Annotated in this window: 9 protein-coding genes; all 9 read right to left on the reverse strand. The window is 47.4% G+C overall.

Annotated features, from left to right (window positions below; all coding sequences use genetic code 11):
- Positions 1–90: 90 nt before the first annotated feature.
- Positions 91–765 carry an ABC transporter ATP-binding protein gene (locus tag PUT07_RS21805; RefSeq protein ID WP_274470554.1) on the reverse strand — a complete coding sequence of 225 codons (675 nt, stop codon included), beginning with the start codon at positions 763–765 and terminating at the stop codon, positions 91–93.
- A gap of 69 nt (positions 766–834) precedes the next feature.
- Positions 835–1536: an RNA polymerase sporulation sigma factor SigK gene (sigK, locus tag PUT07_RS21810; RefSeq protein WP_274470555.1), complete on the reverse strand. Its 702-nt coding sequence runs from the start codon at positions 1534–1536 to the stop codon at positions 835–837.
- A 222-nt stretch (positions 1537–1758) separates the two neighbouring features.
- Positions 1759–3468 (reverse strand): ABC transporter permease, encoded by a 1710-nt coding sequence (locus tag PUT07_RS21815; RefSeq protein WP_274470557.1) that lies wholly within the window; start codon positions 3466–3468, stop codon positions 1759–1761.
- 12 nt (positions 3469–3480) lie between these two features.
- Positions 3481–4491 carry an ABC transporter ATP-binding protein gene (locus PUT07_RS21820; RefSeq protein ID WP_274470928.1) on the reverse strand — a complete coding sequence of 337 codons (1011 nt, stop codon included), beginning with the start codon at positions 4489–4491 and terminating at the stop codon, positions 3481–3483.
- A gap of 85 nt (positions 4492–4576) precedes the next feature.
- Complete coding sequence (locus PUT07_RS21825) at positions 4577–5689, reverse strand: extracellular solute-binding protein (RefSeq protein ID WP_274470558.1); 1113 nt, start codon at positions 5687–5689, stop codon at positions 4577–4579.
- 73 nt (positions 5690–5762) lie between these two features.
- Positions 5763–6581 carry an MBL fold metallo-hydrolase gene (locus PUT07_RS21830; RefSeq protein WP_274470559.1) on the reverse strand — a complete coding sequence of 273 codons (819 nt, stop codon included), beginning with the start codon at positions 6579–6581 and terminating at the stop codon, positions 5763–5765.
- Positions 6582–6601: 20 nt separating this feature from the next.
- Positions 6602–7744 (reverse strand): GntR family transcriptional regulator, encoded by a 1143-nt coding sequence (locus tag PUT07_RS21835; protein WP_274470560.1) that lies wholly within the window; start codon positions 7742–7744, stop codon positions 6602–6604.
- Between the two features lie 815 nt (positions 7745–8559).
- The gene (locus tag PUT07_RS21840; RefSeq protein ID WP_274470562.1) at positions 8560–10428 is read right to left on the reverse strand and encodes an S-layer homology domain-containing protein; all 1869 of its coding nucleotides are present in this window, start codon (positions 10426–10428) and stop codon (positions 8560–8562) included.
- A gap of 56 nt (positions 10429–10484) precedes the next feature.
- Positions 10485–13076 carry an Ig-like domain-containing protein gene (locus PUT07_RS21845; protein ID WP_274470563.1) on the reverse strand — a complete coding sequence of 864 codons (2592 nt, stop codon included), beginning with the start codon at positions 13074–13076 and terminating at the stop codon, positions 10485–10487.
- Positions 13077–13095 lie beyond the last annotated feature (19 nt).

Below are 13095 nucleotides of genomic sequence, written 5' to 3' on the forward strand. Positions count from 1 at the left end.
TTTTGTTATATTGAATCCATCAGAGTACATCCATTGTAATGAGATTCACGAAATCCAAAAACCGGAACCCCATCGGAGTCCCGGTCCTCTCTACCCAACCTCATTCAACTTCCCATCCCTGAAATACACAACCCGCTTCGCCTGCTGCGCAATCGCCAGGTCGTGCGTAATCAACACAACCGTCCTGCCCTGCTCATTCAATCTCTGGAAAATCCCCAGAATCTCCGTCCCGGTCTTGGAGTCCAACGCCCCCGTCGGCTCATCCGCCAGAATTATCGCCGGATCCCCGGCCAACGTCCGGGCAATCGCCACCCGCTGCTGCTGCCCGCCGGACAGCTCGGACGGCAGATGCCGCCTGCGGTCCACCAAATCAACGGCTTCCAGCGCCTGCATCACAAGCGGCTCCCGCTCCTTCCTGCTCATCCCCCGGTAAATGAGCGGCAGCTCCACATTCTCATACGCGTTCAGCCGTGGCAGCAAATTAAAGCTCTGGAAGACGAAGCCGATCTTTCGGTTCCTTATTTCAGCCAGCTGAGAATCCTTCAGCCGATTAATCGCCTTCCCATCCAAAACATAGTCCCCACGATCCGCAACATCCAAGCACCCCAAAATGTTCATCAACGTCGACTTCCCCGACCCTGACGGCCCCATAATAGCCACGAACTCACCGTGGTCAATCTCTAACGAAACATCGTCGAGCGCTCGAATCATTTCTCCGCCCATCGCATAATTCTTGCTCACATGCTCCAACTGGATTAAAGTCATACGCTTCGCCTCCATTATCTGAAACCAAATAAATGAAGTATGCGACTCATCCGACACGCCAGACCAACCCTACCGCTTCGCCTTATAAAACTCATGATACAGCTTCATGAGCGCCCGCTTCTCAATCCGTGAAACATAAGAGCGGCTAATCCCCAGCTCCTTCGCAATTTCCCGCTGCGTCCGTTCTTCCCCTCCGAGCTCTAATCCGAACCGCCCGACAACAACTTCCTTCTCGCGTTCATCCAATATATCCAAATTCCGATAGATCTTACTTTTCTCTATCTTGAGCTGAACCTTATCCACGACATCGTCCGCTTCCGTACCGAGGATGTCGATGAGCGTAATTTCATTCCCCTCTTTGTCCGTTCCGATGGGATCATGCAAGGATACGTCCTTGCGCGTTTTCTTCAGCGAGCGCAGATGCATCAAGATCTCGTTCTCGATACAGCGCGCCGCAAAAGTCGCCAGCTTCGTCCCCTTGTTCGGTGAAAACGACTCGATCGCTTTGATTAGACCGATCGTGCCGATCGAGATCAGATCCTCGAGATCTTCACCTGTATTATCGAATTTTTTTACTATATGGGCAACTAACCGTAAATTGTGTTCAATCAGCTTATTCCTTGAATGATCGTTGCCTTCTGCCATCAGTCTAAGATGCTTTTCTTCCTCTTCTTCCGTTAAAGGTTGTGGAAACGCGTTATTTTTGACATAGGATACAAGTAACGTTAACTGCTTAATCAACACAGCAATTGCACTGAAAATCCCAGGCACTCCAGCCACCCCCTTCAATGTTTGCGGATCTTAGCTGCTTCGGAAGCCTCCGCTTTCAAGACTAGTATTAGTCTATGTGGGTTTGTGCCTAGAAGTGCCTGTACGGAAGAAGTTGCTTGAATTTCGTCAGCGAAACGAAGGGGAGCCGAAAGCCTCGGGTCAGCAAAAAACCTCCCTAAGGAGGTTTTAACCGTTCCATATTTGATCCGGCCGCTGTTAGCACTAGCCTTTACTTCTTCTGCCGTATACAAAATATAAAGTGAGGGTAGACATAACCATCAAAACGACAGAATAGACCAGGGTCAGCGCTTTGGTATCCGCTACCGCATCTGCGTCCGTGCTATTTTTGATAACGATCCCCAACGGCTGGTATAGAGGGTGATACAGGAATACGGTCAGGTCATAATCCGCTAAGATCCCGTTGAAATTCAAAGCTAGGACAGCCAGCGTAGAGGGAAGAATGATGGGCAGAAGTACCCTTCTGAACGTATAAAAGGATTTGGCACCCAAATTTTTGGCTGCATCCTCAAGACTGCTGTCAATACTGAAGAAGGACGCCTTCACCATACGAAGGGTAAATGGTATGTGGACGATCACATAGGCAATGAGCAACAACCATGCGGATCCGACCAACACGTAATTGCCAATAATAAGCCTCGGTGTACCAAAGGTAACAATCAGGCCTATTGCAATTAAGGTTGAAGGCAGCATCCACGGGATCAGCAGGGAATATTCCAGCATACTGCTCCAGGCATTCTTATATTTATGCAATATCCGGGAAGCCATTAAAGCCAAGGCCACAACGGCGACTGACGCTGCAGCTGCATAGCAGACACTTACCAAATAAGGTTTAAAAGCCGAAAGACTTGAAAACACATGGATGTAATTGTCCAAGGTCAAACTGCTGAAGGTAATCGTTGCTTTTGCAATACTTTGGGCATCTGTGAAGGAAAAAGCAATAATAAGAATGACCGGGATGATATAGATCAGAAAGAGCAAATAGGCTGCGGCATGGGTAAGCACATTCGCAAGCTGATGATTAATTTTTTGTTTAACCATCTCGGATTTAACTTTGGATACCGACATGAAATTTCCTTTTCGTTCAAATCGGATCATGATTGAAAGCAGTACCATTGTTGCCAAACCGAGAACGAGTGCGAGCAGTGCAGCTAAATCTTTGGAATACGTGCTGTTCGCGAAGGCAAGAATCATAGGCGTAATGGTTTGAAACTCCGTCCCCCCCAGAATCAGAGGTGCCGACGTTGCCGCCAAACCTGTAAGAAAGAGGAGGATCGTCAACGCATAAATGGTTGGTTTTAGCACGGGAAGAACGACGCGTCTCAGAATATAAAAGGGTGACGCCCCCATGTTTTTCGCTGCTTCGATCGTTTGGAAATCCACTTTGCGCATAGCATTGCTTAGAAAAAGGACATGGTTGGACGTACAGGCGAACGTCATAACGAAGAGGACCGCCCAATAGCCGTGAAACCAATTCGTATCAAAGGAAGGAAATACAAAGGCCAAAACTTTCGTCATAAGTCCCGTTTCACCGTAAATCAATTTGTAACCGGATACCAACACAACGCCGCTGTAGATAAGAGTTGTAAAATAACCAAGCCTTAATATTTTTGCGCCTTTGATATCAAAGTATTCGACCACCAGAACCAAAAAGATCCCGACAAGGTTTACCGTGAAAATAAGCGAAACCGCCAAAATAAAGCTGTTGTACAAGCTTTTCATGGCACGGGCGGAGGATAACAGCTTTTGAACGGGTTCAAATGAAAAACTTCCCTTACCAAAAAAGATTTCGTAATAAACATTAAGATTCGGATAAATCAGAAAGGCGATGACAAACCATGCTATCAAAGCATAGAAAATCAATGTTGACAAAGCCACGGACGGCCGTGCTTTTTTAGTATTCTGTACGTTCAACAAGGTTACCCCCTAGTACTGCAAAATATCGCTGGCGTGCATAAAGATGTCAATCTCATCTCCTGTTTGGTATTGATCATGCCCTTTTTCGGTTTCGACGGTCTTCAGGACCCCGCCGCCTGCAATCTCGACCGAATACTTCGTATATATGCCATAAAATTCCTGATCCACAATTTTCCCTTTTAATTGAACGGCATTTTTATCGGGAGCTATTGGTGTTAGGCTTATTTTCTCGTTTCGGATATAAGATTTCTTATCAGGGTCAATTAAATCCTTTAAAGGTGAGTTATGAATAATCGCTGGTTGAATCCGATTAATATCGCCGATAAAGTTACATACAAATTCCGTCTTAGATTCATTGTAGATTTCCCGCGGTGTGCCTACTTGTTCAACAATTCCCTTGTTAAATACTGCGATTCGATCCGATAAAGTCAAGGCTTCTTCCTGGTCATGCGTTACATACACCGTTGTGATTCCGAACTTCTTCTGAAGATCCTTTAACTCATTACGCAGCTGCACTCTCAGCTTGGCGTCCAGATTGGACAAAGGCTCATCCAATGCGAGGATGCTTGGCTTGAGCACAAGAGCTCTGGCGATAGCGACACGCTGCTGCTGACCACCCGATAACTCGGACACTTTTTTGACAAGCTGTTCCTCGCTTAAATCGACTTTTCTGGCAATCTCTCTAACCTGCTTATCTACCTCGGCTTTAGAGAATTTCTTCACCCGCATGCCAAAAGCAATGTTTTCGTATACGTTTAATGTGGGAAACAGAGCATAGCTTTGAAAGACCATGCTGATTTCTCGCTTTTCTATCGGCACTTGGGTAATATCCCGGTCATTCAACAGGATCTGTCCGCTCGCAGGATTGATAAAACCGACCAAACTCCGGAGAATCGTCGTTTTCCCGCATCCCGATGGCCCGAGAAACGTAAAAAATTCTCCTTCTCTGATGTTGAGATTGAGGTTCTTGATGGCATGGAAATCACCGAAATGAATTTGAACATCTTGGAATGTAATCATCTTTACCCTCTGTAAAAAGTATTTTTTTAATAACAGGCTGCATCCATGGCAAAATCCCATCATGCAGCCTGCATCATTCATAACCTTATTTCATAATTTCCAATTGAATTTTTTCTACCCATTTCCCGAGATTTCCTGCAACAAAAACCCAATCAAAAGCTATAGGCTTAATCGAAGCATAAAGGTCCTGTACGTCTTTGTTTGCTTTTGCAGCAGCTTTCGTATTCGCAGGCATCGCATTGAACTGTGCGGCAAATTGTCCTTGCACGTCCGCGGAACCGATCCAGTCGATAAACCTTTTCGCCGTTTCCATCTTCTTGGTCCCATTCGCAATGGCCGCATGTTCTACAATCATAGGTACTCCGGCACTCGGACTTACAGTTCCCGCTTTAACCCCATATTGTTTCTCTTTTGCCTGCAGAGTGCCCGAAACGACAGCCCCGATCGGAGTTTTCCCGTTGACCATATTCTGATAGAAGTCTTCCCCTTTAACCGCCGGGACGCCGTTGTCATACAGCTTCTTGATTTCATCCCAGCCTTGTTTGGAAATTCCGTACTGGCCATTGTCGTCTTTGTATTTGGTCAAAATGCTTGCCACGATGAGCTGCGGCGTAATTTGATCCAGCTGAGTCGGAGTCTCATATTTCCCCTTGAACTGCGGATTGCTATACACATCAGACCAATCCTTCGGTGCTGTATCCGGCGTATAAGACTTTGGATTATAGCCAATCAGAATCGCTTGCTTGACCAAACCGTGGTAATATCCTTCTGTGTCGTTCAAGCCCGCTTCAATTTCCCCCGCCCATGCCGGGGTATATTTGGCAAGCACTTTTTCTTTCTTTAAATTTTCATACAGCATGTTGTTCAAGCCATAAATGACGTCCGCAACCGGATTGTTTTTCTCGGCTATTAAGCGATTCGTTAAGTTGGCTCCGCCAGCCCCGACAATATCGATTTCAAAACCGGCTTCTTTCGCCTTTTGGATTAACCAGTCGCCTCTGCCATCTGAATTCGCATTGGTGTATACGATCAATTTTTCATTCTTGACCGGTTCTTTCGCAGCCGGCGCAGATGCAGAGGGTGTACTGGCCGGTGCGGCAGTCCCTGCCGTGTTACCGTTCGTATTGCCTCCACCGCAAGCCGTTACCGCTAAACACAGGATGGATATCAAAGATACGCCTACCATTTTTCTTATCATTTACATGACGCTCCTTTAGGTATAGGGTGGGTTATTTGTTAAAGAGACATGATAAACATTCGCAACTGTATTTCTAAATATTAAGGATCAATCCGTCATAGGCCACCACGACCCCGGCGGGTTTGAAAATTTCGTCAAATTCATCGTGAAGCAGTTTGGAATTATGGCTGAAGTGCGTGACGACGATCTGCCCTTCCTCTTTCAATATATGCTCTTTCCGGAACTCACGCTGAGCCTCCAGCACCGTCTCAATACACATATGATTGCGGTCGCGGGAATTCCCCGTGTATCCGTGCGTGCAGTCGAGTATGGCGCAATCCAGATTTTTCCCCTTCAACCATGCCCATGTAGCTTCCGGAAACCAGCCCGAATCATGACCGTACAGCAGCTTTTTGCCTTCCTTTTCGACCACGTACAACAAACAGGTTTCCATCCGGTCATGATCCGCAAGGAGCGGTGTGACAAGTGCATCACCTACCTGTATCGTCTCGAATGGGCGCAGCAGATGAAATGCAAACCTTTCTCCTTCAAAGCGGCCGATGGCGACACGCGTGTGGTACATCACGGCATCATTCCCATAGATATGCAGAGGATTCTGAAGCTCGTGAGCAATTCCCGCTCTCCGGCATTCCAAATCATAAGCATTGAAATGATCAGAATGCGTATGAGTGACAAGCAGGTGCTCGATAGCGCCCATATCAATGTTGTCTCGAAGCGCCTGCATATAAGAATCTGGCGAATAATCGAATTTGATGACATCGTCAATGATGGCGGATGTTCGTGTGCGTATGTTTTTTCCCCCGAGTTTCCGTGCCTTGAGGCAATACTCACACCGGCAAAATGCATTCGGAAAGCCCTCTGCTGCTGCGGTTCCAAGAAAATGAATTTTCATATAAACTCCTTCTGTCAATCCTAAAGAACGGATTTCCTCTCTACGATCTTCGTTTGAATTTTAATGGTAATCTGTTTCTCCTGCGAATGATGGATGCGCTTCATAAGAAGATTAAGAGCCGATTGGGCAAGCTGCCCGGTATCCTGTCTGACCGTTGTAAGCGGAATCGGTGTTAACGCTGATAAATGGATATCGGAGAACCCAACAATTGAAAGCTTATCGGGGACAGAGATCCCCATACTCAAAGCTGTATATAAGGTTGAAATGGCCACATGATCATCCCCGCACATGAGGGCCGTCATCTGCGGATTCTCCTGAATAAACCGTTCCTGTTCGGGGTCGCTCTCGTTAATACGGCTCGGATTGCACGGCACACTTTTGAAAAGAATAGATTGGTTCTTGACTGGAATCGCATGATCGAGCAGCGCCTGAATATAACCTTGGTACCTCTCCTCCCTGCTGGTGATATTATCTATCGAGTTCGAGGTGTATCCGATTTCACGGTGCCCTTTCTCGATCAAATATTGGGTCATCTGGTAAGAGCCTTGATAATGATCGTGATACACGCAATCAATCTGAACCTCACGAAAAATACGATCGATAATCACAATCGGAAACTGCTGTAATTTCAATCTCAGCACCTGATCACTGCAGGTCTTGCGCCCCTGAGGAAATAAAATGATGCCGTCGATCCCCCCTTCAACAAGCCTCTGCAGGCAGCGATCCTCATCATCTTTATCCTTGCTTATTTTCAAAATAAGATCACAATCGTGCTTTCGCACTTCGTTCTCCGCTGCCGCAATAATTTTTGAAGTGTAATCAGATAGATGGGGCACTATGAGCGCTACCTGATTACTCTTCTCCGCTTTTATTGGAAGCGCTTTATTAATTGGCGGAAGCACGCCGTTGTTAGGCTCTCCATCCCTTTGTTCGGAAAGGAAGGTCCCCCTTCTCGGCAAACGGTACACCAGCCCCTGCTCGACCAACCGTTCCAGCGCCAGCTTACTCGTCATCCGGCTAACACCGAACAGCTTCGCAAGTTCTCCTTCCGAAGGGACTGGATCATGCGGTTGAAGCCTGCGGCTCTGGATAATGCCTATAGCCTTATCGGCTATTTGCAGGTACAGTAGACTCGATTTCTTTGACGCCTGTGCATTTTTCATTACTGGTTATCCCTCGTTCTAATCAAAATCATGACGGCAGCATTGGCGGCTAGTTCATCATTCCCTTGTGTGATTCGTATTGCCATCTTGCTATGAGAACACTTAGTTCAGTGATCTATATTGAGCTTAATTCATGTCACTGACATATTCAATGACATATCTCGTTAAGTTTTTGTAAAACAAGTATTTTACCTGAAGAGTTCAAGATGCATGAACAATATGTATATCAATGCTTGCGTTTTAGAATATCGGTCAAAAAAGGCTGATGTCAACTGCTGCTGAATATGTTTGCAAAGCATTAATTATGCTGCAGCTTTGCTCTTTCGTATGCAGCATGGAAACAGGGACCAGCACCTTTTGGTGGTAGTCCCTGTTCGTGGTTAGGGCTTTTTCGGCGGCTGGACTTGCTGGAATTCCGGATCGCCGTGCAAGCAACCAACCGATAAATGGAAAAACTCCTGTTATTCCGCTAACAAAATAGCTCGCTCTATTGGATAACTGGAACATCTCCCGTTAAATCTGCGATAAATGACCGAATGGCGGCCATTTCACTGCGATTAGCGGGAGATTTTCCAGTTATGACGCCGGTTGAAGCTAGATATCGCGAAATTAACTGGAGAAATTCCAGTTACGCTCCCGCTTAGCTAGTTCGTCCTCCCCCCCATACGCAATGTGATACTACATCTTGTTGGCGAGGAAATTGGCTGCTTCGTTTCAAATGTTGCTTCACGCTATCCAATCTGCAGTCCAAGCAAAAACACCGATAATCGAATGGATTATCGGCGCTTAAGCCACATGAACTATTCTTATTTGATTTAAAGCTTATTAAAAATCCTGTACATAATAGCGGCAGTCTCGGCACGGGTGGCATTCGCGCGCGGATGGAGCAGGCTTCCGTCCCCGCTCACGATTCCTTCCCTCACCATGGCCGCGATATCTTCTACTGCATACGAAGCTATATCCGTTTTATCGCTGAAACTCTGAATATCATCCGCTTTGCCTTGACTCGTCAAAATGCCTGCGAGCGTCAGTGCTCTTGCGCTGAGAACCATCAAATCTTGACGGGAGATATTTTCCTTGGGATTGAAGGTATTCGTACCGGTTCCATTCGCGATCCCGAGCTTTTTCGCAATACCCACTGCTTCATAATAATAGTCGGATGGACTGACATCGCTGAAATTGTCGCTGAAATCCGCCGTTAACCCCAACGTTTTGATCAGGAGAAGCACGAAGTCCGCTCTTGTAATTTTCTCTGCCGGACGGAACTCAGACTCCGTGATCCCATTAATGATTCCCTTGGAGGCTAACACTTCGATTGGCGCTTGTGCCCAAGGGTAAATACCTGCATCGTCGAAGGTCTTCATTCCATAGGAGACAGCATATGTACTGAAATGGGACGTACGGAAGGTTACCGTTCCTGTTGCCGGATCGTATTTGGCATTCGGAACCTTGACCGCTTTCCCTGCTCCGTCTATATACCAAACTACCAAATGTTCAGGATTCTCTTCAGGCCGAGGGGTATACTTGACGGATACCTGGACGGGTGCATCCTTGTTTTCCCAGCTCATAACCTTGCCGTCAGCTAGCAAATTCAATTCTACGATTGGCCTGTCACCAATGGCTTCTCTCATTTCCGGATCAACAATCGTTGATAGGTCAACTGCTTTAATCGAAACGGAAATGGTGGTACTACCCGTTCCTGCTGATTTTACCATATTGCCCGGCAACTTGATGTCTCCCACAGGTGTATGAATGGCAATGATTTGTTTGCTTCCACCTTGAACCAACACGCTTGCGGGCAGTGACAGTTCGTAAGCCTCGGCGTCGTTAATGGGTTCCAGATGGATGATGACTGTTTTGACGCCTTTCTTATCGGCAGCTGCCTGGGCGAATGCATGGTTGACAGCTTCTTGTGCGACTTCTGCTTTGGCTGCAGCTGTTGAGCTATCCAGCTTGGACGGCACGGTTATCGTCGAACTGTTGACCGTTGATGTCGAGCCATTATTCGACGTTGTACCGCCGCTGTTCGTATTGTTATGCCCGCTCCCGTTATTGCTGTTATTGCCGTTGTTGTTATTGTTATTGCCGCCGCCGGCACTGCCATCGCCGACCTTGACAGCCAAACTCACCGTTTGGCTGCTTCCATTCACTTTACCGATCAGCGTATACTGACCGTCTCTGTCCGTTGTCGGTACGTTCATCCACTGAACACCGATCTCGCGATTGGCTCCATCATCGAAGACGGCAACGACGGAGCTTGGCAATACGAGGACCGCGCCTTTGGCTGCTGTTATCGGATTCAACGACCGAAATCCGACGATGCTCTCTTCCTTTACGATACGGAAGTCCTGAAGCATCACCTTCTCATTGCTCGCGGAGCTAACAAATCCGCTGTATTCACCCTTTGGCAGCAAGGTGCTGAATGTGAATTCCCCATTTGCAAGAACCGCTTGGTCCGTGTAGACCACGGAGTTCGTCTGCTTTTGCATGACCAATATGGATACCGCATCATTTGACGTTACGGCACCAACAACTTTAAATTCCGCTTTATTATTCTCTAAAGTCTGACTAACGGTTAGCGATGTGTTGGCGAATACTTTCACAGGGCTTGCTTGGAGAATCATCGTTGAGAATAACAGCACGGCCAACAGCATTCGCAAGCAGCTTAAACGATTGGTTGTCATATCTTCGCCCCTAATTTAGATTCCATAACAAGCTCAAATGAGGTTTCGAGCTCCGATTAATGAACCGACATTTCATTCGAAATTCTCATGCCCTCTGTCAAACTATTGACTACGAATGCTTTTAATTGGAGTCCCTCCACGCCTATCGGGGTGCTGAACCCAGCTTTCACCGTCTTGGTTTGCCCGGCATGGAACTGTGACTTTACGTAGGAAGTGCCCAGCACATGATCGTTCGAGTCACAAAGCTGAATCGCAATGACAGCATCCTGGACCGCTATAGAATTCTTATTTATTGTAACTTCAGCGACCGCATTTAATCCTGGCGTAAGACCGGTCCGTGCATTCCCCCATAAATCAGTAACCTTGATATCCTGCACGACAAATGAATTCGTGAGCTGGATGTTGGAGAATTGGGCCGTATTGTAATAAATATTAGCGATCGACGGCTGAGAGGCATCTACGGCGAAACCGATATAGGCCTCTTTCCCCATAGCCACCTCCTTCCTTGCAAGCTCCTTCCACGCATGACCATCATTCGAGGTGTAGGCAATTATCGTATTCTCCACACGCTCAATTTTCAACCAGACGGGCATGACGTGGTCCGTTAATGCCGGCAAATAATCTTGCGGATAATCACTGCTATTGAGTGTTTGGGCTGTTTGGCCTTTGTTCATTCGGGTTGAAAAATAAGTCGCATAATACGTGTCATCTTTATCGCCATTTAAATTCTCGTCTCGGTCAGCCTTCACGATGGAAGTACTGATGATCGCCTCAGCGGCATCGGAATCCAGGCTTTCCCGTATCATGAGACCGGAAATCGCATTATTATCCAACAGGGCAATCGAATCCAGTCTCGCCGTCAGTGCGGCATTGCCGCTGATGGGCTGGTAAACGAAGTGGAAGCTATCCTTTGTACCGGTTATTTTACCCGAGCCCTTAACCGTCAAAGTACCGGAGGCATCCAAGCTTCCGCTTCCTTGTACAGGCGTACTGCCAATATCTGTGGAAATCCAAGGCTCCTGTACCTCTGGACCGTTCACATGCACCGGCATAGAGGTCGATTGGGTTGCATTCCCTAGATGATCGTACGCTCTGGCAGAGATATAATAAGTACCTGCAGCAGCTTGATCCAACGTATAACGATAAGGAGCTTCCGCGTCTTCTCCGATCTTCTCATCATTCTTATAAAATTCTACTTTCGTGATGCCATCCGCATCTGTCGCCTCCACATCAATTTCCATGGAGCTGCCTTCAGCATACCGGGCATTATAGGTTGGGGTTGTCACCTTGACTACCGGATTATCCTGAAGTGAATTCAAATCGGTCAAGCTGTTGAGATAGACCTCCAGATGGCTGTAGCCGGAAGCCGTGATGGCCTTGCCGTCCGATGCATCATTCTTATTCAAGCTATGCGCATCTTCCCAAGCATCGGGCATACCGTCATGATCCGTATCTGCCGGAACGGCCCCTGTTTTCAATTCCGGGTATCCGCCTACTTCATATTCCCGATTGATGATTCTTCCGGTGCCGCCGATGACATCCTGAATGACTCGGGCATCCACCGCATCCCGTTTGGGCAGGTTGGCGCCGACCTGACGAATCACTTTCTCATAGGCAACTTGAGCATCTTCTACTTGCAGCAGCGTATACCCACTGTCAGTAAATGGCGTACTGGAGATTTGGGCGGTCGCACTCTGGTCTTGAATCCCTTTGCTGTTATCTGCGCTTGCCGTCGGATTGCCAACCATGAAATTACCTTTCACATGGAACTCCCCGTCGCTAGGGTTAACGATTCTCCCTTTCACCGAACTGAATGTCGAAGGACCCGGCTTATAATAGTTATTGATAACATTGGTGCTTAGGCCAGCTGTTCCCCCATACATGTTATTGAAGCCCCAGTTATAGATCACGTTGTTAGCTATCGTCACAATGCCCGGTGTAGTACCGTTACCTACCCTTGCCATCCGGCTCGTATGCGTGGAGAACAGATTGTGATGGAAGCTAGTCGCATTGCCTCCCCAGATGCCGCCATATCCATGCTTCCCTTTATAGTGGCCGGATAAAGTCAAGCTCTCACTGATCAAGCTCCATTGAACGGTCATATTGTTGTTTTCATAAAAAGATAGCGATTCGTCCGTGGACCAACCCGCGGATACGTGATCGACCATCACATAGTTGGAGCCTCTGCCCCCCAGAGAGTCCGGTTCACTCGCGATATTCGCAGCACCGGGTCTGAACCGCAAGTACCGAATGATGATGTTATAAGCATTGCTTACGTCTGTATTGTACCCGGCAATGCAGATTCCGTCTCCCGGTGCCGTTTGTCCCGCGACGGTGATATTTTTCCTGTTCGCAAAGCTCAAAGAACTTGCTAACTGAATGGTTCCCGATACACGGAACACAACCATTCGATTATCCGCGCTGATGGCATCTCTTAAGGAACCTGGACCGGAGTCATTCAGGTTCGTAACTTCGTAGACGTCGTAGCCGCGTCCGCCGCTGGTATACATGCCTCCGCCCTCAGCGCCGGGAAAAGACGGGATGGTTGAAGGTGCTGCCGCACCTTCAGCCTGAACCGCCCCTTCCATAGGCAGTGATGATAAACCTACTACAGCACACATCACAGCCAATATAAGTTTCTTTTTCATGTGTAGGTATCCTCCCCAT

This window comes from Paenibacillus sp. MAHUQ-63 (assembly GCF_028765165.1).
Classification (GTDB): Bacteria; Bacillota; Bacilli; order Paenibacillales; family NBRC-103111; genus Paenibacillus_E.

Bases quoted from the DNA above. Each gene is read 5' to 3' on its own strand.
- PUT07_RS21805 (WP_274470554.1), bottom strand. From the start codon at position 765: ATGACTTTAATCCAGTTGGAGCATGTGAGCAAGAATTATGCGATGGGC.
- PUT07_RS21820 (WP_274470928.1), bottom strand. From the start codon at position 4,491: ATGATTACATTCCAAGATGTTCAAATTCATTTCGGTGATTTCCATGCC.
- PUT07_RS21825 (WP_274470558.1), bottom strand. From the start codon at position 5,689: ATGATAAGAAAAATGGTAGGCGTATCTTTGATATCCATCCTGTGTTTA.
- PUT07_RS21830 (WP_274470559.1), bottom strand. From the start codon at position 6,581: ATGAAAATTCATTTTCTTGGAACCGCAGCAGCAGAGGGCTTTCCGAAT.
- PUT07_RS21835 (WP_274470560.1), bottom strand. From the start codon at position 7,744: ATGAAAAATGCACAGGCGTCAAAGAAATCGAGTCTACTGTACCTGCAA.
- PUT07_RS21840 (WP_274470562.1), bottom strand. From the start codon at position 10,428: ATGACAACCAATCGTTTAAGCTGCTTGCGAATGCTGTTGGCCGTGCTG.
- PUT07_RS21845 (WP_274470563.1), bottom strand. From the start codon at position 13,076: ATGAAAAAGAAACTTATATTGGCTGTGATGTGTGCTGTAGTAGGTTTA.